The sequence below is a fragment of the uncultured Pseudosulfitobacter sp. genome, assembly GCF_963976325.1.
GTDB lineage: Bacteria > Pseudomonadota > Alphaproteobacteria > Rhodobacterales > Rhodobacteraceae > Pseudosulfitobacter.
This window is the reverse complement of sequence record NZ_CAXBJW010000010.1, coordinates 1-25,973: the sequence shown is the minus strand read 5'-3', so window position 1 is coordinate 25,973 and position 25,973 is coordinate 1. Positions and strand designations below refer to the sequence as shown.

25 protein-coding genes are annotated in these 25,973 nt (G+C 64.3%); 9 read left to right on the top strand and 16 right to left on the bottom strand.

Annotation, left to right across the window (positions count from 1 at the left end):
* Positions 1 to 6 precede the first annotated feature (6 nt).
* The 4 genes from AAC077_RS16960 to AAC077_RS16945 all read left to right on the top strand — a co-directional run bounded on the left by AAC077_RS16960 (position 7) and on the right by AAC077_RS16945 (position 4,989).
* Complete coding sequence (locus tag AAC077_RS16960; protein ID WP_339771999.1) at positions 7 to 1,449, top strand: FAD-binding oxidoreductase; 1,443 nt, start codon at positions 7 to 9, stop codon at positions 1,447 to 1,449.
* Positions 1,450 to 1,472: 23 nt separating this feature from the next.
* Positions 1,473 to 2,102, top strand: a complete 630-nt coding sequence (locus AAC077_RS16955; protein WP_339771996.1) for a glutathione S-transferase N-terminal domain-containing protein — start codon at positions 1,473 to 1,475, stop codon at positions 2,100 to 2,102.
* A 277-nt stretch (positions 2,103 to 2,379) separates the two neighbouring features.
* Complete coding sequence (locus tag AAC077_RS16950) at positions 2,380 to 3,336, top strand: helix-turn-helix domain-containing protein (RefSeq protein WP_339771994.1); 957 nt, start codon at positions 2,380 to 2,382, stop codon at positions 3,334 to 3,336.
* Between the two features lie 129 nt (positions 3,337 to 3,465).
* A complete protein-coding gene (locus AAC077_RS16945) occupies positions 3,466 to 4,989 on the top strand; it encodes an aldehyde dehydrogenase family protein (RefSeq protein ID WP_339771992.1) in 1,524 nt (507 codons plus the stop codon).
* A gap of 397 nt (positions 4,990 to 5,386) precedes the next feature.
* On the opposite strand, the gene AAC077_RS16940 is transcribed toward AAC077_RS16945, so the two are convergent.
* Together AAC077_RS16940 and AAC077_RS16935 are read right to left on the bottom strand one after the other, a co-directional pair.
* Positions 5,387 to 6,073 (bottom strand): 3-oxoacid CoA-transferase subunit B, encoded by a 687-nt coding sequence (locus tag AAC077_RS16940; RefSeq protein ID WP_339771990.1) that lies wholly within the window; start codon positions 6,071 to 6,073, stop codon positions 5,387 to 5,389.
* Positions 6,070 to 6,777 (bottom strand): 3-oxoacid CoA-transferase subunit A, encoded by a 708-nt coding sequence (locus AAC077_RS16935; protein WP_339771987.1) that lies wholly within the window; start codon positions 6,775 to 6,777, stop codon positions 6,070 to 6,072. Before AAC077_RS16935 ends, AAC077_RS16940 begins: the two co-directional genes overlap by 4 nt.
* Positions 6,778 to 6,889: 112 nt before the next feature.
* Here AAC077_RS16935 and AAC077_RS16930 point away from each other — a divergent pair, with 112 nt between their 5' ends.
* The gene (locus AAC077_RS16930; RefSeq protein ID WP_339771984.1) at positions 6,890 to 7,645 is read left to right on the top strand and encodes an IclR family transcriptional regulator C-terminal domain-containing protein; all 756 of its coding nucleotides are present in this window, start codon (positions 6,890 to 6,892) and stop codon (positions 7,643 to 7,645) included.
* 218 nt (positions 7,646 to 7,863) lie between these two features.
* Here the strand turns inward: AAC077_RS16930 and dmdD are convergent, their stop codons facing one another.
* The 10 genes from dmdD to chvE all read right to left on the bottom strand — a co-directional run bounded on the left by dmdD (position 7,864) and on the right by chvE (position 18,969).
* On the bottom strand, positions 7,864 to 8,670 hold the full coding sequence (gene dmdD, locus AAC077_RS16925; RefSeq protein WP_339771981.1) for a methylthioacryloyl-CoA hydratase: 807 nt from the start codon (positions 8,668 to 8,670) through the stop codon (positions 7,864 to 7,866).
* 214 nt (positions 8,671 to 8,884) lie between these two features.
* Entirely contained in the window at positions 8,885 to 9,760 is an 876-nt protein-coding gene (gene rfbA / locus AAC077_RS16920) for a glucose-1-phosphate thymidylyltransferase RfbA (RefSeq protein ID WP_339771978.1), read from the bottom strand.
* Positions 9,757 to 10,812 (bottom strand): dTDP-glucose 4,6-dehydratase, encoded by a 1,056-nt coding sequence (gene rfbB, locus AAC077_RS16915; RefSeq protein ID WP_339771976.1) that lies wholly within the window; start codon positions 10,810 to 10,812, stop codon positions 9,757 to 9,759. The genes rfbA and rfbB overlap by 4 nt, the downstream gene beginning before the upstream one ends.
* A complete protein-coding gene (rfbC, locus tag AAC077_RS16910) occupies positions 10,809 to 11,369 on the bottom strand; it encodes a dTDP-4-dehydrorhamnose 3,5-epimerase (protein ID WP_339771973.1) in 561 nt (186 codons plus the stop codon). The genes rfbB and rfbC overlap by 4 nt, the downstream gene beginning before the upstream one ends.
* An 87-nt stretch (positions 11,370 to 11,456) precedes the next feature.
* Positions 11,457 to 12,374: a dihydrodipicolinate synthase family protein gene (locus AAC077_RS16905; RefSeq protein ID WP_339771970.1), complete on the bottom strand. Its 918-nt coding sequence runs from the start codon at positions 12,372 to 12,374 to the stop codon at positions 11,457 to 11,459.
* A 36-nt stretch (positions 12,375 to 12,410) separates the two neighbouring features.
* Positions 12,411 to 13,337 (bottom strand): Gfo/Idh/MocA family oxidoreductase, encoded by a 927-nt coding sequence (locus tag AAC077_RS16900; protein ID WP_339771967.1) that lies wholly within the window; start codon positions 13,335 to 13,337, stop codon positions 12,411 to 12,413.
* On the bottom strand, positions 13,337 to 15,079 hold the full coding sequence (araD, locus tag AAC077_RS16895; protein WP_339771964.1) for an L-arabinonate dehydratase: 1,743 nt from the start codon (positions 15,077 to 15,079) through the stop codon (positions 13,337 to 13,339). Before araD ends, AAC077_RS16900 begins: the two co-directional genes overlap by 1 nt.
* A 13-nt stretch (positions 15,080 to 15,092) precedes the next feature.
* Positions 15,093 to 16,289 (bottom strand): multiple monosaccharide ABC transporter permease, encoded by a 1,197-nt coding sequence (gene mmsB, locus AAC077_RS16890; RefSeq protein ID WP_339771960.1) that lies wholly within the window; start codon positions 16,287 to 16,289, stop codon positions 15,093 to 15,095.
* A 12-nt stretch (positions 16,290 to 16,301) separates the two neighbouring features.
* A complete protein-coding gene (gene mmsA / locus AAC077_RS16885) occupies positions 16,302 to 17,822 on the bottom strand; it encodes a multiple monosaccharide ABC transporter ATP-binding protein (RefSeq protein WP_339771958.1) in 1,521 nt (506 codons plus the stop codon).
* Between the two features lie 82 nt (positions 17,823 to 17,904).
* The gene (chvE, locus tag AAC077_RS16880) at positions 17,905 to 18,969 is read right to left on the bottom strand and encodes a multiple monosaccharide ABC transporter substrate-binding protein (protein WP_339771956.1); all 1,065 of its coding nucleotides are present in this window, start codon (positions 18,967 to 18,969) and stop codon (positions 17,905 to 17,907) included.
* A gap of 168 nt (positions 18,970 to 19,137) precedes the next feature.
* Here chvE and AAC077_RS16875 point away from each other — a divergent pair, with 168 nt between their 5' ends.
* The 4 genes from AAC077_RS16875 (at position 19,138) to AAC077_RS16860 (ending at position 21,968) form a co-directional block, all read left to right on the top strand.
* Positions 19,138 to 20,070: a LysR family transcriptional regulator gene (locus AAC077_RS16875; protein ID WP_339771954.1), complete on the top strand. Its 933-nt coding sequence runs from the start codon at positions 19,138 to 19,140 to the stop codon at positions 20,068 to 20,070.
* Positions 20,071 to 20,164: 94 nt separating this feature from the next.
* Positions 20,165 to 20,467 (top strand): antibiotic biosynthesis monooxygenase, encoded by a 303-nt coding sequence (locus AAC077_RS16870; protein WP_339771951.1) that lies wholly within the window; start codon positions 20,165 to 20,167, stop codon positions 20,465 to 20,467.
* 11 nt (positions 20,468 to 20,478) lie between these two features.
* On the top strand, positions 20,479 to 21,345 hold the full coding sequence (gene sigJ, locus AAC077_RS16865) for an RNA polymerase sigma factor SigJ (RefSeq protein ID WP_339771948.1): 867 nt from the start codon (positions 20,479 to 20,481) through the stop codon (positions 21,343 to 21,345).
* Between the two features lie 266 nt (positions 21,346 to 21,611).
* Positions 21,612 to 21,968 carry a hypothetical protein gene (locus AAC077_RS16860; RefSeq protein ID WP_339771946.1) on the top strand — a complete coding sequence of 119 codons (357 nt, stop codon included), beginning with the start codon at positions 21,612 to 21,614 and terminating at the stop codon, positions 21,966 to 21,968.
* Positions 21,969 to 22,213: 245 nt separating this feature from the next.
* Here the strand turns inward: AAC077_RS16860 and AAC077_RS16855 are convergent, their stop codons facing one another.
* The 4 genes from AAC077_RS16855 to AAC077_RS16840 all read right to left on the bottom strand — a co-directional run.
* Complete coding sequence (locus AAC077_RS16855) at positions 22,214 to 22,597, bottom strand: DUF5071 domain-containing protein (RefSeq protein ID WP_339771944.1); 384 nt, start codon at positions 22,595 to 22,597, stop codon at positions 22,214 to 22,216.
* 91 nt (positions 22,598 to 22,688) lie between these two features.
* Positions 22,689 to 24,377 carry a CHAT domain-containing protein gene (locus AAC077_RS16850; protein ID WP_339771942.1) on the bottom strand — a complete coding sequence of 563 codons (1,689 nt, stop codon included), beginning with the start codon at positions 24,375 to 24,377 and terminating at the stop codon, positions 22,689 to 22,691.
* An 8-nt stretch (positions 24,378 to 24,385) separates the two neighbouring features.
* The gene (locus tag AAC077_RS16845; RefSeq protein ID WP_339771939.1) at positions 24,386 to 25,093 is read right to left on the bottom strand and encodes a hypothetical protein; all 708 of its coding nucleotides are present in this window, start codon (positions 25,091 to 25,093) and stop codon (positions 24,386 to 24,388) included.
* A 138-nt stretch (positions 25,094 to 25,231) separates the two neighbouring features.
* Positions 25,232 to 25,973 (bottom strand): hypothetical protein (locus tag AAC077_RS16840; protein ID WP_339771937.1); only part of this gene is annotated, 742 nt, incomplete at its 5' end.

Genomic DNA, 25,973 nt, shown 5'->3' with positions numbered 1-25,973 from the left:
CTGCCAATGCCCCCCACTGCACACCCCTCTGCCGCCATCGTGGCAGAGGATCACAGCGCCCTGATCGCCAAACTGACCGACGCCATCGGTGCCGCCTATGTGCTGACCGATGCCGCCGACATGGCGGGCCGTCTGGTCGAGGATCGCGGCCTGTACACCGGCACCGCCATCGCCCTGCTGCGCCCCGGATCAACCGACGAGGTCGCCGCCTGCGTGCGCCTGTGCGCAGCGGCAGGCGTGGCGATTGTCCCGCAGGGCGGCAACACCGGACTGGTCGGTGGCGGCGTGGCGGATGGCGGCGTGATCCTGACCACCGAGCGGCTTAACCGCATCCGCAACGTCGATGCCACCAACGCCACGATGACCGTCGATGCGGGCTGTATCCTGGCCAACATCCAGCAGGCCGCCGACGCCGCCGATGCGCTGTTCCCGCTGTCGCTGGCCTCCGAAGGGTCCTGCCAGATCGGTGGCAACCTTGCGACCAATGCGGGCGGCACCGCCGTGCTGCGCTATGGCAACATGCGCGATCTGGTACTGGGGCTTGAGGTTGTCCTGCCCGATGGCCGCGTGCTGAACGACCTGAACGGGTTGCGCAAGAACAACACCGGCTACGACCTGCGCAACCTGTTCATCGGGGCCGAGGGCACGCTGGGCATCATCACCGCCGCCGTGCTGAAACTGTTTCCCAAACCGGTCACCCGCGCCACCGCCTTTGTGGCCTGCGACGGACCGGACGCGGCGCTGGCGCTGTACACACGGATGCGCGCGCAGAACGCCGACACGCTGTCCACCTTTGAATATATCGAACGCATGGCGCTGCAAATGGTGCTGGACCACGCCCACGGCTGCACCGACCCGATGGCCCAGGCACACCCCGCCTATTGCCTGATCGAACTGACCAGCGCCAATGCCGCCGACACGCTGGACGCCCGCATGGAAACCGCGCTGGAAGCGGCGTTCGAGGCGGGCGAAATCCACGACGCGGTGATAGGCGCATCCGAAGCGCAAAAAGACGCGCTGTGGGCGCTGCGCGAACACCTGTCGGAATCGCAAAAGCCCGAGGGCGCGTCGATCAAGCATGACGTGTCGGTCCCCGTCTCGCGCGTGGCCGATTTCATCACCACGGCCAAGGCCGCCTGTCTGGCCCACATGCCCGACCTGCGCCCCTGCCCCTTTGGCCACTTTGGCGACGGCAACCTGCATTTCAACCTGTCGCGCCCCGTGGACATGGACGACGCGACCTTTCTGGCCGAATACCCCACCTTCAACCGCATCGTGCATGACATCGTGCACCAGATGAACGGCTCTATTTCCGCCGAACATGGCATCGGTCAGGTCAAACGCGCCGAGCTGCGCCGCTACAAGGACCCCGTGGCGCTTGAGCTGATGCAACAGTTGAAATCGGCGATTGATCCGGCCAACATCATGAACCCGGGCAAGGTGCTGTAACCGCCCCAGACAAGGAACCTCCGATGATCGACCTGTACACATGGACCACCCCGAATGGCCGCAAGGTCTCGATCCTGCTTGAGGAACTGGGCGTGCCCTACACCGCCCATGCCATCAACATCGGCAAGGACGAACAGTTCGCCCCCGATTTCCTGAAGATCAGCCCCAACAACAAGATCCCCGCCATCGTCGATCAGGACACCGGCCTGTCGGTGATGGAATCGGGCGCGATCATGTATTATCTGGCCGACAAGCACGGGCAGTTCCTGCCATCGGGTGCCGCCGAGCGGGCCAAGGTGATGGAATGGCTGATGTGGCAGATGGGCGGCCTTGGCCCCATGGCCGGACAGGCGCACCATTTCCTGCATTTCAACCCGGGCAAGGCCGCCTACGCCGAAGAGCGTTACGCCGCCGAGGTCAAGCGGCTGTACGGCGTGCTGAACACCCAGCTTGAGGGCCGCGATTACATCTGTGACGATTATTCCATCGCCGACATGGCCTGCTGGCCGTGGGTGTCGCGGTACGAATGGCAGGGGGTTGATCTGGCCGATTTCCCCAACGTGCGCGCATGGTACCAACGCCTGCTGGCGCGCCCTGCGGTGCAAAAGGGCTATCACGTGCCCAAGGTGATGGGCGAGATTCCGGCGGGATAGGGTGGACGTCCACCAAAGCCCGGAATCAAGGTGCTTTAGCACCGCCGGGCAGCGCCCGACCGCCCCATGGGCGGGCGCTTCTTCACCGTATTGCGGTTCATCACCCACACGCCAAAGCGGTTAGATAAAGTGGTATGAACCACGGTATCGGCGCCCACCCGCGGTCGGGCGCTGCCCTTTGTGGCAAGGTCACTTTACCCCCCCAAACCCAAGACTGTTGCGCGCGCGGCCCCATCGCCTGTAGGCTGCGCGCACCCGCAACCGTCAAAGGTCCGCAATGTCCCGCGCGCCGTCCCATGCCGACAAGGTCCTGCAAGCGACACAGTCGTCGTCGGCAGCCGCGCGTTCGCAGATCGCGGCAAGCTGGCACCGCTCGGTGCAAAAGCACGGGCTGAACCCCGACGAACACCGCGCCCCCGAACGCATCGAACAAACGGAACTGAACCACCGGCGCGCGGCGCTGGACACGTTCATGATGCTGGCCGCCCCGCGCCTTGATGCACTTTACACCCTGGTCGGGCAGTCCGGCTTTGCCGTGTTGCTGACCGACAAGGACGGCGTGGTGCTGGACCAGCGCATTTCCGACGCCGACACCGCAGCTTTTGAAAACTGGGGCCTGTGCACCGGTGCCGACTGGAGCGAGGAACGCGAGGGCACCAACGGCATCGGCACCTGCCTGACCGAACGGCGGCGCGTCATCATCCATCAGGGCGACCATTTCCTGTCGCGCAACACCGCGATGAGCTGTATCGACGCGCCGATCTACGGGGCCGATGGCGCGATCATCGGGGCGCTGGACGTGTCCTCGGCCCGCGCCGACCAGACCGAAGCGTTCAACCGGCTGATCAGCGCACAGGTGGCCCAGACCGCCCGCGCCATCGAGGAAGCCAACTTTCGCAACACCTATACGCCCGCGCGGATCATCAGCGCAGGCGACGACGCCGACGGCGCCACGCTGCTGGCGGTGGACGACAGCGACCTTGTGGTCGGGGCCACCCGCGCCGCGCGCACGTTGTTTGGCATGGCAGGCACCGGCCCGCTGGTCGCCCGCCCCGCCGCCGATGTGCTGGGGCGCGAGGACGGCCCGACCGGGTTCGAGCGCGCCGAACGCGACGCGGTCAAACGCGCCCTGGCACGCGCCGGTGGCAACGTCTCGCAGGCCGCGCGCCAGCTTGGCGTGGGCCGCGCCACCCTGTACCGGCGGCTCAAACGGCTGGGGCTCGACGAAACCTGAACCCCCCTGTCTCATTGCTGAGACAGTTTTGCCCAACTTTCGATTTCCGCCTGATGACGGCAGCCGTGCATGTCGTCAGCTATAGAGCAATCCGGGAGGGAGACCCGGTAGTCTCAGGAGGAAACACAGATGAAAGATCTCGCACATACCGAAACCGGCACCTACACATCGCCGTTCAAAACCCGTTACGAAAACTTCATCGGCGGCACCTTTGTCGCCCCCGTCAACGGGCGCTATTTCGAAAACGTTACGCCGATCACCGGCGACAAGATCAACGATTGCGCCCGCTCGGACGCCGCCGACGTCGAACTGGCGCTGGACGCGGCCCACGCGGCCAAGGATGCGTGGGGCAAGACATCGGCCACCGAACGCGCCAACCTGCTGCTGAAAATCGCCGACGCGATCGACGCCAACCTTGACCTGCTGGCGCAGGCCGAAACATGGGACAACGGCAAGCCGATCCGCGAAACCATGGCCGCCGACATTCCGCTGTCCGCCGACCACTTCCGCTATTTTTCCAGCGTGCTGCGCGGGCAGGAAGGGTCCATGAGCGAGATCGACGCCGACACCGTCGCCTATCACTATCACGAACCGCTGGGCGTGGTCGGCCAGATCATCCCGTGGAACTTTTCCATCCTGATGGCCGCGTGGAAACTGGCCCCCGCGTTGGCCGCCGGCAACTGCGTGGTGATGAAACCCGCCGAACAGACCCCCGCCGCGATCATGGTGCTGGCCGAGATCATCGCCGACATCCTGCCCGCCGGTGTGCTGAACATCGTCAACGGCTACGGCGCCGAGGTCGGCGCGGCGCTGGCCACGTCCAAACGCATCGCCAAGATCGCCTTTACCGGATCGACCGCGACGGGCCGCACGATCATGAAAGCCGCCACCGAAAACCTGATCCCCGTGACGCTGGAACTGGGCGGCAAAAGCCCCAACCTGTTCTTTGCCGACATCATGCGCGAAGACGACGCGTTTCTGGACAAGGCGGTCGAAGGGTTCGTTCTGTTTGCCTTTAACCAGGGCGAGGTCTGCACCTGCCCGTCGCGTGCGCTGGTGCAAGAAGACATCTACGACGCCTTCATGGAACGCGTCATCGCACGGGTCAAAGCGATCAAACACGGCGACCCGCGCAACCCCGAAACCATGGTCGGCGCACAGGCCAGCAAGGCGCAGCAGGACAAGATCCTGTCCTATTTCACCATCGGCCGCGAAGAGGGCGCCGAGGTGCTGATCGGCGGCGCGGCGGCCGCGTTCACCGGCGAATTGGCGGGCGGCAACTACATCCAGCCGACCATCCTGAAGGGCCACAACAAGATGCGCGTGTTCCAGGAGGAAATCTTTGGCCCCGTGGTGTCCGTCACCACCTTCAAGGACGAGGCCGAAGCCCTGGCGATTGCCAATGACACCATGTACGGGCTGGGCGCCGGCGTGTGGTCGCGCGACATGAACACCTGCTACCGCGTCGGCCGCGCGATTCAGGCGGGCCGGGTCTGGGTGAACAACTACCACGCCTACCCCGCCCACGCGGCCTTTGGCGGCTACAAACAGTCGGGCATCGGGCGCGAAAACCACAAGATGATGCTGGACCACTATCAGCAGACCAAGAACCTGCTGGTCAGCTACAACCCCAACAAGCTGGGGTTCTTCTAAGACGCGTTCAGGCCCCTCGCGCGGACAGCGCGGGGGGGTGTCCTGTCCGTCATCGACCGCGACATCGCACAGCGCGCGGCGGCGATGATTGCGATCTGCAAGAACCGGCTTGCGGGGTTCACCTGACCACAAAGGGCAGCGCCCGACCGCGGGTGGGCGCCGTAACCGTGGTTCATGCCACTTTATGTCTAATCTTTGGCGTGTGGGTGAAGAGGTGCAATACGGTGAGGAAGCGCCCGCCCGTCGCACCAAAGGTGCGCCGATTGTCTTAGGCACGCCTCCGGCGTGACGGGCGGTCGGGCGCTGCCCGGCGGTGCTACGCACCTTGACTCCGGGCTTTGGTGGACAGAATAAAAGTCACTTATTACAATTGGTTACGGTTCGCGTGACCCCCCCCCTACAACTCAGGCACCACCAAATCACCCACATCCCCGTCACGGTGCAATTCCGCCCCCGTCACCGATTGCAGATCCTCCAGCGACACTGCCGCCAGCTTTTCGCGCAGCACGAACCGCCCGCCCGTCACGTCCACCACGCACAGCGACGTATACACCCGCGTCACACAACCCACGCCGGTCAGCGGCATGGTGCAGGTCTCGACCAGCTTCGGGTCGCCCTTTTTGGTGACGTGATCGGTGATCACCGCCACCCGCTTGGCCCCGTGGACCAGATCCATCGCACCGCCCACCGCAGGCACGCCACCGCGCCCGGTGGACCAGTTCGCCAGATCGCCGTTCTGCGCAATCTGGTAGGCGCCCAAAATCGCCACGTCCAGATGCCCGCCGCGCACCATCGCAAAGCTGTCGGCGTGGTGGAAAAACGCGGCACCGGGGTTCAGCGTGATCGCCTTTTTGCCCGCGTTGATCAGATCCCAGTCCTCGTCCCCCGCATCCGGCGCACGGCCAAAGCCCAGCACGCCGTTCTCGGTGTGAAACACCGCTTCGCGGCCCTCGGGCTGAAACTTGGCCACCATCTCGGGAAAGCCGATGCCAAGGTTGACATAAGCCCCGTCTTCAATGTCCTGCGCCGCCCGCCATGCGATTTGCGCGTTGCTCAGTTGGATGTCGTTCAGATCAACGCTCATGGGTACACCGCCTCTTGCCGGTTCAGGACTTCTTCCTGCTGGGGGTTGGGAACATGGACCACGCGGTTGACGAAAATCCCCGGTGTGACCACGTTTTCAGGGTCCAGATCGCCGGGGGCCACCACATGCGACACCTGCGCGATGGTCACCGCCGCCGCCGTCGCCATCACGGGGTTAAAGTTGCGCGCCGCCATGCGATACGTCAGGTTGCCCATCAGGTCGCCCTGCTGCGCCTTGATCAGCGCAAAGTCGGCCTTTAGCGCGCGTTCCTGCACATACATGCGCCCGTCGAATTCGGCCACCGGCTTGCCCGTCGCCAGATCGGTGCCATAGCTGGTGGGCGTGTAAAACGCCGGTATCCCCGCACCGGCCGCGCGCATGCGTTCGGCCAATGTGCCCTGCGGGACAATCTCCAGCTCGATGCCGCCCGCCAGATACAGATCGGTAAACACCTTTGCATCGGCCGAGCGCGGGAAAGAGCAGATTATCTTCGCCACCTGCCCCTGTTCGATCAGCGCCGCCAGCCCCACATGCCCGTTGCCCGCATTGTTGTTCACAACGGTCAGGTTTTTCGGGCCCGCGTCGATCAGCGCATGGATCAGCTCGATCGGCGCGCCCGACCCGCCAAAGCCGCCGATCATCACGCATGCCCCGTCCGGTATGTCAGCCACAGCCTGCGCTGCGGTGGTCACTGTCTTGTCCATCGTCATCCCCCGGTTTGATCCTCTGAATGTGATGTCAGGGATCAAGGGGCATCGGGCAAGGGTTTTCGTTCGTATATTGAAACTTGTTCACATCCCGATAAGATCGGTGCGCATGGCGAACAAAACAGACATCATCGGATCACTGGCCAAGGGGCTTCAGGTGCTGGAATGCTTTGGCAGCGACCGGCCCCGCCTGTCGATTGCCGAAGTGGCGGCGCTGACCGGACAGGACCGCGCGTCGGCGCGGCGGTGCCTGCTGACCCTGCACCACATCGGCTATGCGGCCTATGACGGGAAATATTTCAGCCTGACGCCACGGGTGTTGCGGCTGGGCATGGGGGCGCTGGCCGCGCTGCCCCTGCCGCAGATCGTGCAGCCGTGGCTGGACCAGTTGTCAGACCAGATCGGGCAGTCGTGTTCCGTGTCGATGCTGGACGACACCGAAATCGTCTACCTTGCCCGCGCGGCACAGCGGCGGGTGATGTCCATCGGACTGATGCCCGGATCGCGCCTGCCCGCCCATTGCACATCGATGGGCCGCGTGTTGCTGGCCGCCCTGCCCGAGCAACAGGCGCAGGCGGTGATCGACGCCTCGGACCTGACACCGCGCACGGTCCACGCCCTGCACGACCCCGCCGACATCATGGCCGAGATCGCCCGCGTGCGCGCACAGGGTTTTGCCGTGATCGACCAGGAGGTCGAGCTGGGCCTGCGGTCGCTGGCGGTGCCGATCATGGACGCCAAGGGCCGCGTGGTCGCGGCGCTGAACATCGGCATGGCCAGCCTGCACGCCACCCCGACCGCGCTGCGCGACACCTATCTGCCCGCGCTGCTGAAGGTGCAGGAAGGGCTGCAAAGGGTGCTGTGAAGGCCGCGGCTGGCGGGGCAAAGCCGCGCATCGACGGGCCGAGGTGCGGCGATCAGACCACAGTTACTGCCACTTAATGGCAGCCAAGCACATCCGACCTATCTGTTCCGCGCAACAGCAACCAAATCGCCGTGCCGTGGGGCGGCCCGTCGATGCGCGGCGGCCTGCGGCCTTGTTCCGCGCGGGGGAATGCGGAAAGGCCTCTGCGCGCTAAACCATCAGCTTTCGGGACGCACCCGCGCGCCGGTCTTGTCGGCGAACGCCTCCAGCCGCGCGCGCGCTGCCGGTTGCGTGTTCACCATCCCCGCCACCACGGATTCGGCATAGGCCCCGTCCATCGCCGACATATTGCGGATGTGGCTGATGGCCGAACAAATCGCAAAGTTGGTCAGCGGCAGGTTCGCCGCCGTCTTGTCCGCAAGCGCGATCGCCTTGTCCAGACTGGACCCCTCGACCAGATATTGCGCCAGCCCCAGATCCACCGCCTCTTGCCCCTGATAGACGCGGCCCGTCAGAACCATGTCGATCATCCGCGCCTTGCCGATCAGATCGCTGACCCGGATCGTCGCACCACCGCCGGTGAAAATGCCGCGCTGGCCTTCGGGCAGGGCGAAATAGGTGGTCGCGTCCGCAACCCGCACATGCGCCGCACTGGCCAGCTCAAGCCCGCCGCCGACAACCGCCCCCTGCAACGCCGCAATCACCGGCACGCCGCCGTATTCCATCTTGTTGAACGCCTCGTGCCAGCGCAGGCAGACGTGCATGAATTCGTCGGGGCTGCGGTCGGCCTTCCAATGTTCGATCAGGTCCAGACCGGCGCAAAAATGGTCCCCCGCCCCGGCCAGCACCACCGCCCGCACACCATTGCGATGGGCCGAGCTGAAGAACCGCACCAGCTCGTCAATGGTCGCCACGTCCAGCGCATTGCGCTTGTCGGCGCGGTCCAGCGTGACAATCACCACACCGTTGTCGCGCACCGCGATGTCCAGATTGCTATAGTCGTCGAATTGCGAAGCGTCGAGCAAGGCAAGGTCCTTTCGTGTTTCGTCGGGGGGCTGCCCCCTGATGCTGAGCCGTCAACGGGGGCGCAGTGTGGCGTGATGTCCGGGCGGCAGAGGTCGGCAATGCGGCCCCGTAATGCTGTCGGGCCACAAATATCCCAGATGACCCAACGGTTCAACGCACAGCGACCCGCGCGGCGCGGTCGTGACGCCGCGTGACACCCCGCCGAAGTGGCCCCTAATCCTCGTCGCAGATGTCCAGCAGGTATTGCCCGTAAGCGTTCTTGGCAAAGGCCGCCGCCCGCGCGCGCAGCGCGTCGCGGGTGATCAGACCCATGCGGTACGCCACCTCGTCCGGCGATCCCACCTGTTGCCCCTGCCGCATGGTCAGCGTGCGCACGAAATTGCTGGCGTCCAGCAGGCTGGCATGGGTGCCGGTGTCCAGCCAGGCATAGCCGCGCCCCATCGTCTCGACGGTCAGGCTGCCCTCGGCCAGATACAGCGACAACAGGTCTGCAATCTCCAGCTCCCCACGCGCCGACGGCTGCACCTGCTTGGCCAGCTCCGGCGCGCGCCCGTCCAGAAAATACAGCCCCGTGACCGCGTAATTCGACGGCGGCACCTGCGGCTTTTCCACGATCTGCTGCACACGCCCCTGCGCGTCAAACCCGACCACGCCGTACCGCTCGGGGTCGGACACGCGGTAACCGAACACCGTCCCCCCCTGCGCCTGCGCATCCGCCGCCTGCAACTGCTCGGGCAACCCATGACCGAAAAAGATGTTGTCGCCCAGCACCAGAACCGACGGCGCACCGGCCAGAAACCCCTCGGCCAGCAGATAGGCCTGCGCCAGCCCGTCCGGCGACGGCTGCACGATGTATTCGAACCGCAGCCCCCATTGGCTGCCATCCCCCAGCAGCCGCCTGAACTGGTCCTGATCCTCGGGCGTGGTGATGATCGCAATCTCGGTCACACCGGCCAAAATCAGCACGCTCAGCGGGTAGTAGATCATCGGCTTGTCATAGACCGGGATAAGCTGCTTCGACAGGCCCATGGTGATCGGATACAGCCGCGTGCCAGACCCGCCCGCCAGAATGATGCCCTTGCGTTTCATGTCGCTGCCTTTCCTGTGGCTGTGCCCAGCCGCATGCCCACACCGTCGCGCGCCAGCAGCGGTTGCCACCAGTCCGCATTGTCCAGATACCACCGCACCGTCCGCGCGATCCCCTGTTGCAGCGTGACCGACGGCCGCCAGCCCAGTTCGGTGCGGATGCGCGTGGGGTCGATGGCATAGCGGCGGTCGTGTCCGGGGCGGTCGGTGACAAATGTGATCAGGTCGGCGTGCGGCGCGGCATCGGGGCGGAGCCTGTCCAGCTCGGCACAGATCATGCGCACCAGATCAATATTCGTCGCCTCGTTCTCGCCACCGATGTTATAGGTCCGGCCCACCGCCCCCTGCCCCAGCACACACAGCAACGCGTCGGCGTGATCCTCGACAAACAGCCAGTCGCGCACGTTCAGCCCGTCGCCGTAAACCGGAATAGCCTCGCCCGCCAGCGCCCGCAGGATCACCACCGGGATCAGCTTTTCGGGGAAATGATAGGGGCCGTAATTGTTGGAACAGTTGGTCACCAGCACCGGCAGACCATAGGTTTCCCCCCAGGCCCGCACCAGATGATCCGACGACGCCTTGGACGCGGAATAGGGCGATCGTGGGTCATAAGGCGTATCTTCGGTGAACAGCCCCACCGCGCCCAGCGATCCGTATACTTCATCGGTCGAGATGTGGTGAAAGCGAAAGCCGGCAGGTTGCCCATGGGCAACCCAATACTGCCGTGCTGCCTCTAACATATTGAAGGTGCCGGTGATGTTCGTCTCGATAAAATCCGCCGGCCCGTCAATCGACCGGTCCACGTGGCTTTCCGCGGCCAGATGCATCACCGCATCGGGCTGGTGGGCGGCAAATATCCGGTCCAGCGCCGCGCGGTCGCGGATGTCGGCCTGCTCGAACCGGTACAGCGGGCTGTCGGCCACCGATGCCACATTCTCCAGACAGGCGGCATAGGTCAGCGCATCGACATTCACCACCGCGTGCCCCAGCCCCACGGCACGGCGCACCACGGCAGACCCGATGAACCCCGCACCGCCTGTGACCAATATCTTCACGCCGCCCCCTCCATGTGAAAGGGCGAGGTCCAGTCGCCAAAGGCAGGTGCCGCGCGGTCCTTGTCCGACAGCACCGGCGCGCCATCCAGCCCCCAGTCGATGCCCAGACTGTCCCACGCGACCGACCCGTCGGCGTCCGGCGCATAGTAATCGGTGCACTTGTACTGCACCTCGCAATCGGGCGTGCGGGTGACGAACCCGTGCAGGAACCCCTTGGGCACGAACAACTGTTCGCCACCCTCGGCGGTCAGGTCCACGCCAACCCACTGGCCATAGCGCGGCGACCCGCGCCGCACGTCCACCGCCACGTCCCAGATCGCGCCACGGGTGCAACGCACCAGCTTGTCCTGCGCGTGGGGCGGGGCCTGATAATGCAGGCCGCGCAGCGTGCCCACATCCGCCGACATCGAATGATTGTCCTGCACGAACTCCGCCGCAATCCCGCCCTGCGCCAGCGTGCGCTTGTTCCACGTCTCGGTGAACCAGCCGCGCGCGTCGCCAAAACGGCGCGGCGTCAGCAGGATCACCTCGGGCAGGCGGGTCGGCTGGAAATTCATCGTCTGGTGCACCTTTGGCCGGGAAACCTGACCCTTCAAGAGCCTGATTTCCCGCCCGAATGCAACTCGTCTGGCGGGATCAGCCCGCTATTTCCCCCATTTCAGCGCGATCAGGTCCATGTCACCGGCCAGTTGCAGCAGCCGCGTGCGGGTCCGCTCCGACAGCGGTTTCAGCGGATGGCGCACATGGTCGCTGCGAATGACCCCGCCCGCCGCGTAAACCGTCTTGCAGGCGCGCAGCCCGCACTGGCGGTTTTCGTGGTTGATCAACGGCAGACACACCTGCCACTGTTTCAGCGCCGCGTCGTGGTCGCCTGCCAGATAGCTGGTGACGATGGGCCGGATGTGTTCGGGAAACAGCCCCGAGGTCATGGTCCCCGTCGCCCCCGCATCCAGATCCGCCAGCAGCGTCACCGCCTCTTCGCCGTCAAACGGCCCCGCGATGTGGTCGCCTGCCGCCGCGATCAATGCGGCCAGCTTGTCGGCGGCAAAGGGGCATTCGATCTTGAAATAACTGACATTCTCCAGCTCGCGCGCCATCCGCGCCAGCAGCGGCACCGGCAGGGTCACACCGCTTAGCGGCGCGTCCTGCACCATGATCGGGATCGAAATGGCGCGGCTGACCGCGTCGAAATGTTCGAACACCCCCGCCTCGGCAGGGAACAGGCCCGACCCGTGATAGGGCGGCATCATCATCACCATCGACGCGCCCATGACCTGCGCCGCCTTGGCGCGGGCCACCACGATGTCGGTGGAAAAATGGCTGATCGTCACGATCACCGGCACACGGCCGGCCACGTGTTCCAGGCTGATCCGCATCAGCGTGGCGCGTTCGGCGTCGGACAGCAGGAACTGTTCGGAATAGTTGGCAAGGATGCAAATCGCATCCACGCCCATATCAATCAGGCAATCCAGCACGCGGCGCATGCCGTCTTCGTCAACCTGTCCGTCGTCCAGAAACGGGGTGGGGGCCACCGGCAAAATGCCTGTCAAAGTCTGTGTCAAAGCGTCGTCCTTTCGGGTGTTCAAATGTCTCGGGGCTTACCAGTCAAAGGCGTCAACCGCCTGTCTGCGGCCCAATGTGAAGGCGTCCGACACATGGATCATCGGGCGCAGGTCCACGTCGATCTCTCGCGCCGCGACAGCTTCGGCAAAGCGGGCGTAAAGCGCGCGGTATTCGTGATCGGGTCCGGCGCTGACCTGCGTGCCGTCCACCACCAGCCGCGCGCCGCCATCGCTCAGCGTGGCATTGCCTTGGGCCGTTTCGATGCGAATGTCCCACGTCTGCGGCCCGGTCTGGCGCCAGTCGAACGCGGCAGTCATATCCGCGCCGCCGGGGTCGTGGAACGTCAGGTCGGCAGCAATCGGCGTGTCACGGTTGGCGGGGAAATACAGCTCGGCTCCCGTCAGATGCACCGCACGCGGGTAAATCTCGGACAGCACCGACAGCGCGTTGATGCCGGGATCGAACACACCCAAGCCCCCCGCCTGCCAGATCCAGTCCTGCCCGGGATGCCAGCGGCGCACGTCCTCTTTCCAGATGACTTCGACGCGGGTTATGTCCTTGCCCTGCAACCAGTCCCGCGCCGCCTGAACGCTGGCGGCATGGCGCGAATGCCACGTGGCAAACAGCGCCACGCCCTGCGCGCGGGCCAATGCGATCAGGTCGTGCACCTCGCTTAACGTCGCCCCCGGCGGCTTCTCCAGCATCACATGCCGCCCCGCCAGCAGCGCCGCCCGCGCATCGGCGTAGCGTACCTGCGGCGGCGTACATAAGGACACACAGGAAATCTCGGGATGCGCCGCCAGCAGATCCTCCAGCCGGTCATACCGCGCCACGCCCTCGACCCCCGCATTGCGGCTGGCGGTGGCCTGCAAGGTGAACGCAGGCGTCGCCGCAATCGACGGAATATGCTGGTCGCGGGCGATCTTGCCCACGCCAACGATGGCCAAACCCTGCCCCGCCATCAGTGCGAATCCCGCGGCACGGCATTGCCCCGACAGCCGACAAGGAAATCGAAATCCGCCCCCGTATCGGCCCCCTGCACATGGTCATGGAACAGCCGCGCGTAGCCGCTGGCGGGCGGCACAACGGGGTTTTCCCACGCCGCCAGCCGCCGCGCGATCTCGGCGTCGGGCACGTCCAGATGCAGCCGCCGGTTGGGCATGTCCAGCTCGATCATGTCGCCGTTCTGCACGATGGCCAGCGGCCCGCCCGCTGCCGCCTCGGGGCTGGTGTGCAGGATCACGGTGCCATAGGCGGTGCCCGACATCCGCGCATCGGAAATCCGCACCATATCGGTGATGCCCTTTTTCAGCACCTTCGGCGGCAGGCCCATGTTCCCCACCTCGGACATGCCGGGATAGCCGCGCGGGCCGCACATTTTCAGCACCATCACACAGGTTTCATCAATGTCCAGATCGTCATCGTTGATCCGCGCCTTGTAGTCGTCGATGTCCTCGAACACCACGGCACGGCCCCGATGGGTCAGCAAATGCGGGCTGGCGGCGGACGGTTTCAGCACCGCGCCCTTGGGTGCCAGATTGCCGCGCAGCACGGCGATGCCGCCCTGTTTCGCCAGCGGCTCGCCTGCGGGGCGGATCACGTCCTCGTTGTGGTTCACCGCATCCTTGACCTGATCCCAGGCAGTGTCACCCGACACGGTCAGCGCATCGCGGTTCAGCAATCCCGCCTCGCCCAGCCGCTTGATCACCACGGGCAGACCGCCGGCATAAAAGAACTCTTCCATCAGGTATTTGCCCGACGGCATCAGGTTCACAATCGTCGGCACGTCGCGCCCGAAGGTGTCCCAATCGTCCAGCGTCAGATCAATGCCCACACGCCCCGCAATCGCCATCAGGTGAATGACCGCATTGGTCGACCCGCCAATCGCGCCATTGGTGCGGATCGCGTTCTGGAACGCCTCGGGCGTCAGCACGTCGGACGGTTTCAGATCGTCCTTGACCATCTGCACGATGCGCCGGCCGGTCACATGGCTCATGACACGGCGGCGGCTGTCCACGGCGGGGATGGCGGCATTGCCCGACAGCGCCATGCCCAAGGCCTCGACCATGCTGGCCATCGACGACGCGGTGCCCATGGTGTTGCACGATCCGGGGCTGCGGCTCATCGCCTGCTCGGCTTCCAGAAAATCCTCGCGCGACATCTTGCCCGCCTTGATGTCCTCGGACATCTGCCACAGCGCCGTGCCCGACCCGACCCGCTCGCCCCGGAACCAGCCGTTCATCATCGGCCCGCCCGACACCATGATCGCCGGCAGATCAACCGACGCCGCGCCCATCAGCAGCGCGGGCGTTGTCTTGTCACAGCCGCACAGCAGCACCACACCATCCAGCGGGTTGGCGCGCAGGGCCTCTTCCACGTCCATCGCCGCCAGATTGCGGTACATCATCGCCGTGGGCCGCAGCGCGCTTTCGCCGGTCGAGAACACCGGGAATTCCAGCGGCAGCCCCCCCGCCTCGTAAATCCCGTGCTTCACCCGCTCGGCCAGATCGCGCAGATGCGCGTTGCAGGGCGTCAGTTGCGACCAGGTGTTGCAGATCCCGATCACGGGCCGCCCGTCAAACAGATCGGCCGGCAGCCCCTGGTTCTTCATCCAGCTGCGGTGGTAAATATGGTCACGGCTGTCGCCCCCGAACCATTCCTGCGAGCGCAGTTTGCGGGGCCATGCGGCGGGTTGAAACGTCATTCTCGGATGCCCCTTAGCGTTGTTTCTGTTTGTTGTAGACGTCAAAGATCACGGCAGCGAGCAGCACCAGACCCTTGATCACCTGCTGGTAATCAATGCCGATGCCCATGATCGACATGCCGTTGTTCATCACGCCCATGATGAACGCCCCGATCACCGCACCGACAATCTTGCCGACACCGCCGGACATCGACGCACCGCCGATGAACACCGCCGCGATCACGTCCAGCTCGACGGCAAAGCCCGCCTTGGGCGTCGCCGTGTTCAGCCGCGCGGCAAAGATCAGACCGGCCAGCGCCGCCAGCACGCCCATGTTGACGAAGGTCAGGAAGGTCAGCCGCTCGGTCGGGATGCCCGACAGTTTCGCCGCCTTCACATTCCCCCCCAGCGCATAGACCCGCCGCCCGATGGTCGTCTGTTCGGTGATGAACGCGTAAACGATGGTCAGCAGCCCCATGGTCACCAGCACGTTGGGCAAGCCCCGGAACGTGGACAGCTTGTAAATCACGAACAACAGCGCCCCCGCCACAATCGCATTGCGCACCACGAAAAAGCTGACCGGCTCGTCCTCGATCCCGTAGGCCATGTTGCGCGCGCGTTTGCGCATCCCAAGGTAAACGATGGCACAGGCGGCAATCACGCCAACGGCCAGCGCCGTGGCATTGGGCCGCCCCACGCCGAACACATCGGGAATGAACCCCGTTGACAGCAACTGGAACGACCGCGGGAACGGCCCCACCGATTGCCCCTCAAGCAGCCACAGCGACAGCCCGCGAAACACCAACATCCCCGCCAGCGTCACGATGAAACTGGGGATGTTCCAATAGGCCACCCAGTACCCCTGCGCCGCCCCGATCAGCCCGCCAACCACCAGACAGACAGGTATGGTAATGGCCACCGGCACGTCCAGATTGACGATCATCACAGCCGCCAGCGCCCCGACAAAGCCCATGACAGAGCCCACCGACAGGTCGATGTGCCCGCCGACGATGACGATCAGCATCCCCAAGGCCATGATGATGATATAGCTGTTCTGCAAAAACAGGTTGGTGATGTTCACCGGTTTCAGCAGCGTGCCGTCGGTCACCACCTGAAAGAACAGCATGATCGCGATCAGGGCGAACAACAGCCCGTAGTCGCGCAAATGGCCCAGCAGATAGGCCCCCATATTCGGTTGTGTGGCGGTTTCGCCGGTGTTGGTATCGGTCATTCTGCCGCTCCCTTAATCTGTGACGATGAACGACATGATGCGTTCCTGACTGGCCTCGGAGGCGTCCAGCTCTCCGACAAACCGCCCCTCGTTCATGACGTAAATGCGGTCGCTCATGCCCAGCAGCTCGGGCATTTCGGAACTGATCATGACCACCCCTTTGCCCTGCGCCGACAGCTCGTTGATAATCCCGTAAATCTCGAACTTGGCACCCACGTCGATGCCACGTGTGGGTTCGTCCAGGATCAGAACCTCCGGCCCCGCGAACAGCCATTTCGACAGAACCACCTTTTGCTGGTTGCCGCCCGACAGGTTCATCACCTGCTGGAACACGCTGGGTGTGCGGATGTTCATCGCCTTGCGATAGCGTTCCGCCACCCGGGTTTCCTCGGCCTCGTTGATGACGCCGGAACGGGACACGTCCGCTAGGTTGGCCAGCGTGATGTTGCGCTGGATCGTGTCTTCCAGCACCAGCCCCAGCTCCTTGCGGTCCTCGGTGACATAGGCCAGCCCGCTGCGGATCGCCGCCGCCACGGTGGACGTGTCCACCACTTGCCCCTTCAGCTTGACCGTGCCGCTGATGTTCTGCCCGTAGCTGCGGCCGAACAGGCTCATCGCCAGCTCGGTGCGCCCGGCGCCCATCAGCCCGGCAATGCCCACGACCTCGCCCGCGCGCACGTGAAAGCTGATGTCCTTGATCATCTGCCGCGTGGCGTGTTCGGGGTGCCAGACGTTCCAGCCCTGAACCTCCATCAGCATGTCCCCCGCGCGCCGCACCCGTTCGGGATAGCGTTGCGACATGTCGCGCCCCACCATGTCGCGCACGATGCGGTCCTCGGTAATCTCTTCCGTCGCTGCATCCAGCGTCGACACCGTCGCGCCGTCGCGGATCACCGTGATGGTGTCAGCCACGCGGCGCACCTCGTTCAGCTTGTGGCTGATGATGATCGACGTGACCCCCTCGGCCTTCAGCTCCAGCAACAGGTCCAGCAACGCCTGACTGTCCGATTCCGACAGCGCGGCGGTGGGTTCGTCCAGGATCAGCAACCGCACATCCTTGGACAGCGCCTTGGCGATTTCGACCAATTGCTGCTTGCCCACACCCAGCCGGTCCACCGGCGTCGCGGGGGCCTCTTTCAGCCCGACCTTTTTCAACAGCGCCTCGGTGCGCCGGAAGGTTTCGGGCCAGTTCATCACGCCCTTGCTGGCACATTCGTTGCCGACAAACAGGTTTTCCGCAATCGACAGCAACGGCACCAGCGCCAGCTCCTGGTGGATGATGATGATCCCCAGCGCCTCGCTGTCCGCGATCCCGCCAAAGCGCGCGACCTGTCCGTCATAATGAATATCCCCGTCATAGGTGCCCTGCGGATAGACCCCCGACAGCACCTTCATCAGCGTGGACTTGCCCGCGCCGTTTTCCCCGACCAGCGCGTGAATCTCGCCCTCGGCCACCTTCAGGTTCACATTGTCCAGCGCCTTGACCCCCGGAAAGGTCTTGGTGATGTCGCGCATTTCCAGAAGAGTTGTCATTGCCCTGCCCCCATTCCTGCGACCTGCCCCTGCGGCCTTTCACGGCACGCGGGGCAGGCGATTTTGCAATCGCGATCCGGTCTTACAGATCGTCTTTGGAGTGGTAACCAGAATCGATCACGATCGTCTGGTAGTTGCTGGCATCCACCGACACAGGCTCCAGCAGATAGGACGGCACAACCTTGACGCCGTTGTCATAGGTCTCGGTGTCGTTGATCTCAGGCGCGCCGCCTTGCAGCAGCGCATCGACCATACCAACCGTCACGCGGGCCAGTTCGCGGGTGTCCTTGAACACGGTCGAATACTGTTCGCCCGCGATGATCGACTTGATCGACTGCAATTCCGCATCCTGACCGGACACGATGGGCATCGCCAGATCGCCCGACCCATATCCCACACCCTTGAGCGAGCTCAGGATACCAATCGAAAGCCCGTCATAGGGGCTGAGCACACCATGCACGACCTGATCGGTGTAATGCGCCGACAACAGGTTATCCATGCGCGCCTGTGCCACCGCACCGTCCCACCGCAGGGTGCCGACCGTGTCCATGCCCTGCTGACCGGACACGATGTTGATGGTGCCATCGTCGATCAGCGGTTGCAGCACCGACATGGCACCGTTGTAGAAGAAATAGGCGTTGTTGTCGTCGGGCGACCCGCCGAACAGCTCGACGTTCCAGGGGCTGACATCGGGGAACCGTTCCTTCAGCCCGTCCACGATGGAGCTGGCCTGTTGCACGCCGACCTTGAAGTTGTCGAAGGTCGCGTAATAATCGACATATTCGCTGTCGCGGATCAGCCGGTCATAGGCAATCGTCTTGATGTCGGCAAAATGCGCGTTCTCCAGCGCATTCGACAGGGTGGTGCCGTCAATCGCGGCAATCACCAGCACGTCAACACCCTTGGTGATCATGTTTTCGATCTGGGCCAACTGGTTGGGAATGTCGTCTTCGGCATATTGCAGGTCAACGGTATAGCCTGCCGCCTCGAACTGTTCGACCATCGAATTGCCGTCAGAAATCCAGCGGGCCGAGGATTTGGTCGGCATCGCAATGCCAATCGTGCCCTTGTCCTGAGCCAGTGCAGGCGCGGTCAACAGACCCACGCCAAGCGCAAGGGCGCTAAGCCCCGAAATAAGTTTGTTCATGTCTTCCTCCCAAAAGCTGACCGCGCCGCAGTTGGGTTGGCCAGGTCCCGCATGCGGGACAAAATGATGGACATTTTTCTGCGTCCGGTGTCACGGTATCACCGGCATGACATAGCGATCAAATTACATAAGTTGACATTGGCATAACGAAATTGGAATGTCTGAACGATGCAAGACCTGACATCCCGCCTGCAATGGCGTCACCTGCGGCTGATCCATGCCATTGACGAACACGGGCAGTTGTCCGTGGCCGCCGACCGCCTGTCCATCACCCAGCCCGCCGCCTCGCGGATGCTGGCCGAGGTCGAGGCGATGGTGGGCCAGCCGCTGTTCGCCCGCACGCCCAAGGGGATGGTGCCCACCGACATCGCCCATGTGCTGATCCGCCACGCGGGCGCCTTGCTGCGCGGGCTGGCCGACACCGTGGACGAGGTCACCGCCTTTGGCGCGGGCCGCACCGGCACGGTGCGCGTGGGGTCGGTGACGGGGGCGGCCATCGCCTATGTGGTGCCCGCGATCCAGCGGCTGAAACAGGACGTCGAGGGCGCCGAGGTCTATGTCGGCGTCGGCCCCAGCGACACGCTGATGCAGGGGATGCTGGACGGCGAATACGACTTTGTGCTGGCCCGCGTGCCCACCGATCTGGACCCGCGCGCCTTCGACATCATGGAATGGCGCAATGAAACCGCCGAATTCCTGGTGCGGTCCGGCCACCCCCTGACCCGCATCGCGCGCCCGTCGATCACCGATCTGGCCGGATACGGCTGGGTCGCGCAGGCCACCGGCACCCCCATGCGCCGCGCCGTGGAAGAGGCGTTTATCGCCCACACCGTCCCCCTGCCCGACGACGTGGTCACCACCACATCGCTGTTGGTGATGATCGCCTATCTGCAAACCTCGGACCTGATCTCGCCCGTCTCAAGCGAGGTCGGCGACCTGGTCCGCAGCTCGGCCGTGGGCGGGATTCAGGCGATTGCGGTCAGGGAACCGATGGTGATTTCGCCCTATCACCTGATTCAGCGCAAATCCGCAATGCTCAGCCCCCTGGCCCAACGCCTGCGCAATCTGGTGGTGGACGGGCTGTCGAAACCGCTGGCCTAGGGTCTTTTTCCGCCCGCCATGTCACATCCCGTCCGTTTCACACGTCTTACTCATATGCCGGGACACACCCGGCGCAACCGCATGAGGAGACACCATGTACGGCCTGATTATCGAACACCGCACCCTGCCCGGCAAACGCGACGCCCTGCGCAAGACCTGGGACGCGCTGATGCAACCCGCCATCGCCGCCAATCCCGACCACATCAGCTATGCCTATTCCTTCGGTCAGGACGCGGATGTGGTCATTGCCTTTCAAGCCTACAGTTCGCAAACTGCGGCGCAGGCGTTCCTGAACCATCCGTCCTATCTGGAATACCTCGCCCGATCCCGCCCTTACCTGGCGGGTGACCCGAAGATCACGCAGCTGGATGTGCAATGGCTGAAACCCGCCGCATAGGCTCTGACCCCATGACCGACCCCGCCCACAGCTTTGACAGCGCGCGGCCGGGGCTGGTCAAACTGGCCTACCGGATGCTGGGATCGGTCGCCGATGCCGAGGACGTGGTGCAAACCGCGTTCTTGCGCTGGCAGGCGGTTGACCCCGCGTCGGTCCAGTCCCCGCCCGCCTATCTGCGCCGCATCGTCACCCGCCTGTGTCTGGATGTGCACCGCACCACCGCCCGCCGCCGCGAGGTATACTTGGGCGAATGGCTGCCCGATCCGGTTATCACGGACCCGTCCGAGGACATCACCCTGATGCTGATGCTGGCGCTGGAGCGCCTATCACCGCTCGAACGCGCGGCCTTTTTGTTGCACGACGTGTTCGGGCTTCCCTTTGACGAGGTTTCGGGCATCATCGACCGCACCCCCGCCGCCGCCCGCCAGCTGGCCGCCCGCGCGCGGCAGAACGTGCAACAGGACAACGCCCGGTTCAGCGTCGACGCGACACGCGGCCAACAGATCGCCGCCGCCTTCTTTGCAGCCTCCCGCACGGGCGACATGGCCGCACTGCGCACGCTGCTTGCCGAAGACATCAGCCTGCACGCGGACGGCGGCGGCCAGCGCCCCACGGCCCTCCAGCCGGTCCTTGGCCGCGACGCGGTGGTACAGGCCCACGCGGGCTTTGCCGATCACTTCCGCGACAACGGCTCGACGCTGATTGCACTCACGCACATCAACGGGCTGCCCGGCTGCATCAGCCGCGAAAGCGACGGCCAGCTTCAGACCACGGCGCTGGACATCGAGAACGGGCTGATCCGGGCAATCTATGTCACCCGCAACCCCGACAAACTGCGCCACCTCAAGGCGTCGGATGCCATGCCAAAGCGACTCTAAGTTCCGGTTTCCCTGAATCGCGGCGGCAAGCCATGCCGACCCGAACCAGACCTTCGCTGCAACCCGTACCAAGGTCCGCTATGCGGACAAAGTGAGCCTTCGCTGCGGTCGCGCGAACGGCCGCCTTCAGCAGCGTTCCAAAATTGGTCCTTTTTGAACGGTCTGCTGTGGGGCGGCGAAGGTCGACTTCAAGCTCGATTATACCTTGCAAGAGCTCGTGAGTTGAATACGTTAATCTGTCTGAAAGAACCACAACTGGGGTAACAATGGCTTACGAAATCCATATCAGACGAACGAATGATCAGCCTATCAGTTTAGAGGAATGGGTGAAGACAGTAGATAATTCTGAAAACGTTCGGCTGGGGGATGCTGTTCCCATCGTTCTTACTAATCCCACTACGGGCGAACAGATATCCAACCCACAATTGCAAGGCGTTGCAGAGCTATACGACGTTGGAAGTCAAGTTTGGTTCCCAGCATTTAGGTGGTTTGAAGGGAGAATTACGACCCGAGCTTCCCGTGACTTTGATACTTTTCATAGTCACCAAAGATCAGTGATGCGTGCGTTAGCTTCTCAGCTTGGAGCCCAGATTGTAGGCGATGAAGGTGAGAGCTACGACTAGGCGAATGCCAGACCAAAATCCCCTTCCAAAAACCCTCCTTTTTGGAACAAGCCAAAACCACTCCGATTGACGCTACCAAAAACCCCGTTCAAAACCTAAGTGGTTGTTGGAGGTTTTTGGAAGGTCTCATTATAGCGGACATTCGTGCAATTCGCAGCATTTGTCAAAGTGGCCTCTTTCCAGACCTTCGCTGCAACCCGCGTGAAGGTCAGACAAGCGGACGGAGTTGCGATTGGCATCCGATCTCACAATGTGGCCAAGAGCGCTCTCGCTTCCACATCAACTTCCTCAGACACGTCTTCATCAGAGGGCCGGTCTGCTAACCGAGCGATATCGGGTATCAATTGAACCAGGTCCACTGGTGAAAGCCTGCCGCAAAGCCTGCTCAAGACCCAGTATTTCCATACAGAATCGTCGGACACGAGCACTCTTCGGATATGTGGTACAATCTCAGGGCCAGAGCCGGAGAGAAGCTCAACCGTCTGATCCGCCACCGGCCAGTTTATGTCCTGCAGCCATTCCAGCAACTCAGGCAAAATCGGATTGATGGCGGGAAATCCCGCTGCTCTCGCGCGGGCGATCGCAGCCAGGTCGAATTTGTCCTGGGGAACACAGCTTCGCAAATCCATTGGGTCGAAATATCAATGCAACGGTGTGACCGCAATGGGCTCATAACGTCCGGTCGCTGCGCTCGGCACAAGCTGCGCCACCTCACCCCCCCTACCCGTCCCCCACCAGCACAAACGGCGCCCAATAGCGGGGGTGCGCGTATTTCACCTCTGGATCGTCCCGCATCAGCCGCAGCATCGACCGACGCAAGGCATCGCTGCGCGCGGTGCCCGCCTGCATCTCGGCCACCATGCCCGTCGTCAGAACCGAGGTCGCGTAATCGTCCACCGGCCAGTGCGACACCAGGATCGACCGCGCCCCCGCATAGATGAACGACCGCGCCAGACCCGACAGCCCCTCGGCCCCCGGCGTGCCGTCACCCGACGCGGTGTTGCACGCCGACAGGATGATCAACTGCGCCGACAGCTTCAGCCCCGCCGCCTCGGTCGCGGTCAGCAGCGCGTCGTCCTGGGGCCCCGGCGCGTCGGGCGGGGTGAACACCAGCGCCGGTTCGGCCAGCCCCGACAGCTCGCCCGCCAGCAGCCCGTGGGTGGCAAAGGCGACGATGTCCACATCGCGCAAATCCGCCCCCCGCACCGCCGTTTCGGTGGCGGCACGGCCCAGAAACACATCGCCCGCCACGGCCCCCGTCAACTGCGCCAGCCGCCGCAATTCGCGCGCGGTGCCGGGCAGCGGGGCCAGCCCGGCCACCGCGCTGACCTGCTCGAACACACCGCGACTGACATAGGCACCGTCCGTCACCAGCCCCGTGGGCGCATCGCTGTCGGCATAGGCGAACACCGGATCGCCAAAGCCCACGAAGGGACGGCGCGGGCCACCCAGATCCGTCTTGTCCACCTTGCGCCGCAGCGCCCGCAGGCTTGAGACATTGGGCAAAACCGTCATCGCCGCCCGCCCGATCAGCCAGTCGGTGTCGCGCAGCGCCTGCGGGTCGGCGTCGTCACCGCTGGGAGGGCTGGCCACCAGCAGACCAAAGGGCAGCGCCGTCAGCGGCCCGTCGGGCACCACGATCAAATGATCCGCCCCGTCGATCTCCGCCGCCAGCGGGCCCAACAGCTTTTGATACAGCCCATGCGCCACCGCACGGTCGAACCCGTCCGCCGAGGCCCCGATGCTGGGCGCGTCGTCCAGCGCCGCCGCTGACCGGTTCTGCGTCGTCACGTCCAGCATCCGCCGCAGCAGGCTGATCTGCGCCACAAGCGCACCCTGTTCAAAGTTGGCCGCGTGCCAGTCCGCCGCCGTGGCCGAAATGGCCCAGACGAACACGTCGAAATCTGCGGCCAGCGTGACGATCATCACCTCGCCGGGGTGCAGGGTTTGCTGCACTTCGGTCACGGTCATCGGGCGCGGGTTGGTCAGTTCGCGGAACGCCGGAAACCCCGCCTCGATCTGCGCGTCCAGTGCGGCGATCTGCGCGCGGATGCGGGCCAGGCTGACGCGCACGCGCTCCACCTCGGCCTCGGCGGCGGCACCGCGCGCGCCGACGGCTGCGGCCAGCGCGCCCTGTTCGGCATCGGCCAGATCGGTCAGGTCACTGCGCTGGCGCAACAATCCCGCCAGCGCCGCATTGCCCGCCTGTTGCCGCAACGCCGCCTGTTGCAGCGCCGCCCCCGCCACGCTGGACGTGGCCCGCTGCATCGTCACGAACACATCGTCGCGGATGCTGTCGCGGGTGGGCGCACCCTGCGCCAGAACCCCCGTACACAGACCCCCCGAACACAAAAGAAAAAGGGCGCACAGGATCACCCCTGCGCGCCCCGATATGGTGCGGGCTGTCACGCCCTGCCTCAGTTGGTCAGGATGTAATAGCTGTTGCGCTTGCGGCCCTGGTTGGCCACCGCAACAAGGAAATATCCGTCCCAAGCCGGCGTGAACGAACAATAGATCTTGTCGGTATAGGTCTTGTCCAGACAGATGGTGTTGCCGTTTTCGTCGGTGACCAGCAGGTCAAGGTTGGCGTCGCCGTCACCCACGACCGCCAGTTCGGCAAAGCGGCCACCGTAGAAGGGCACCTTGAACAGGTCGATCTTGCCCGCAGGCAGACGCGACAGGGTGCGCGACGCGCCACCGATGCGGCCCCGCGATCCTTCGGCCTGGGCGTCTTCGATCAGACCGGTCACGGCAGGGTCACCGCCCGCGTATTCCAGCGCGGCGGTCAGCATCGCCTCGGCGTCCATCGGCGCGTCGGCACCGTCGGCTTCTTCGGTCACGCCGGCCATGTCTTCGTTGTCCGAGGTGGTTTTCTCGCGCTCGACATCCTTGGCGTCAACGCCCTGCATGATCTGCGCGGCAGCCAGCGCGGCAACGGCGTTCTTGCTTTCCTGCGCGTGGGCAAACAGATCCTGCGCCAGCGCGACCTTACCCACGGCGCTCACCTCGGCGGTGGGTTCGGTGGGCTGGACGTTCTCGCCGGACTTGTCCTGCGCCAGCGCGGTGATCGGGGCCAACGCCAGTGCGGCGGCGCTGACCATCGAGAGAAGTTTGGTACGTGTCATGTGTGGAATTCCTTTCGGTCAAAACGTGGTAAGGGTTGGGTAATTGATTGGATCATGCCCGCGTAACCGTACGTTTTCCAGACATTTTTTATGACAAACACCGTCAGGTATTCCTTACCTTTGGCCCCCGCTGCGCCATTATTCTTGCTGCGGTTGAACTTCGGCCAGCGACCGGCTGAGCACCCAGCCAAAGACCGCCTCGTCGACCGCGCGCAAACGGTCCTCGGCCGGCTGGCGGGCCACGTCGGCGCCGCCGCTGGCATAGCGGTCATAGCGGTCGAACCACAGGTCGTTCGACTGCGCCATATCCAGATAGGCCGCCTGCGGCTGCGCCTGATCGTGAAAGAAACTGGCGCGCTTGCGCAAAGCGTCGGCCATGGTCTGCCCGCTTTGATATTCAGGATAGGGCACCACGGCCACCGCCCGGTCATAGGCGGCAGCGGCCAGATCGGTCAGCCCCAGTTGCGCCAGAATGTCGGCGTGCTGGGTGTGCAGGCGCGCAGCGTTGGCGGGCGTCAGCCGTGCCATCATGTCGGCCTGTCCCAGCGCCTCTTCGATCACCGCGCGCGCCTCGTCCAGCCGCCCCTGATAGCTGCGCACAAAGGCCTGGGCAAAGCAGACTTCGGACCAATACAGCGGCCCCCAGGTGTCCGGGTCGCGGCTGGCATAGGCCTGAGCGATGATGCTTTGGGCCAGCTCGGGGTTGCCGTTGCCCCAGACCAGCCAGCCATAGGACACCGACAGGAACGCCGCCGTGCCTTCCTGATGCCAGGGCGACCGGCGATAGCTTTCCAGTGCGGCGCGCGTCAGCTCGGCCGCCTCGACCCGGTCGCCCCGCCGCGCCAGCGCCGAGGCATAGGCGAACCGCGCCGCCACGCTC

Excerpts from the sequence above, each read along its gene's own strand:
- AAC077_RS16950 (WP_339771994.1), top strand. The coding sequence starts at position 2,380 with ATGTCCCGCGCGCCGTCCCATGCCGACAAGGTCCTGCAAGCGACACAG.
- AAC077_RS16875 (WP_339771954.1), top strand. The coding sequence starts at position 19,138 with ATGCAAGACCTGACATCCCGCCTGCAATGGCGTCACCTGCGGCTGATC.
- AAC077_RS16960 (WP_339771999.1), top strand. The coding sequence starts at position 7 with ATGCCCCCCACTGCACACCCCTCTGCCGCCATCGTGGCAGAGGATCAC.
- AAC077_RS16870 (WP_339771951.1), top strand. The coding sequence starts at position 20,165 with ATGTACGGCCTGATTATCGAACACCGCACCCTGCCCGGCAAACGCGAC.
- AAC077_RS16860 (WP_339771946.1), top strand. The coding sequence starts at position 21,612 with ATGGCTTACGAAATCCATATCAGACGAACGAATGATCAGCCTATCAGT.
- AAC077_RS16845 (WP_339771939.1), bottom strand. The coding sequence starts at position 25,093 with ATGACACGTACCAAACTTCTCTCGATGGTCAGCGCCGCCGCACTGGCG.
- AAC077_RS16930 (WP_339771984.1), top strand. The coding sequence starts at position 6,890 with ATGGCGAACAAAACAGACATCATCGGATCACTGGCCAAGGGGCTTCAG.
- mmsA (WP_339771958.1), bottom strand. The coding sequence starts at position 17,822 with ATGACAACTCTTCTGGAAATGCGCGACATCACCAAGACCTTTCCGGGG.
- AAC077_RS16900 (WP_339771967.1), bottom strand. The coding sequence starts at position 13,337 with ATGGCGGGGCAGGGTTTGGCCATCGTTGGCGTGGGCAAGATCGCCCGC.
- AAC077_RS16940 (WP_339771990.1), bottom strand. The coding sequence starts at position 6,073 with ATGAGCGTTGATCTGAACGACATCCAACTGAGCAACGCGCAAATCGCA.
- sigJ (WP_339771948.1), top strand. The coding sequence starts at position 20,479 with ATGACCGACCCCGCCCACAGCTTTGACAGCGCGCGGCCGGGGCTGGTC.
- rfbC (WP_339771973.1), bottom strand. The coding sequence starts at position 11,369 with ATGAATTTCCAGCCGACCCGCCTGCCCGAGGTGATCCTGCTGACGCCG.
- AAC077_RS16935 (WP_339771987.1), bottom strand. The coding sequence starts at position 6,777 with ATGGACAAGACAGTGACCACCGCAGCGCAGGCTGTGGCTGACATACCG.
- rfbA (WP_339771978.1), bottom strand. The coding sequence starts at position 9,760 with ATGAAACGCAAGGGCATCATTCTGGCGGGCGGGTCTGGCACGCGGCTG.
- AAC077_RS16945 (WP_339771992.1), top strand. The coding sequence starts at position 3,466 with ATGAAAGATCTCGCACATACCGAAACCGGCACCTACACATCGCCGTTC.
- AAC077_RS16855 (WP_339771944.1), bottom strand. The coding sequence starts at position 22,597 with ATGGATTTGCGAAGCTGTGTTCCCCAGGACAAATTCGACCTGGCTGCG.
- mmsB (WP_339771960.1), bottom strand. The coding sequence starts at position 16,289 with ATGACCGATACCAACACCGGCGAAACCGCCACACAACCGAATATGGGG.
- araD (WP_339771964.1), bottom strand. The coding sequence starts at position 15,079 with ATGACGTTTCAACCCGCCGCATGGCCCCGCAAACTGCGCTCGCAGGAA.
- AAC077_RS16955 (WP_339771996.1), top strand. The coding sequence starts at position 1,473 with ATGATCGACCTGTACACATGGACCACCCCGAATGGCCGCAAGGTCTCG.
- chvE (WP_339771956.1), bottom strand. The coding sequence starts at position 18,969 with ATGAACAAACTTATTTCGGGGCTTAGCGCCCTTGCGCTTGGCGTGGGT.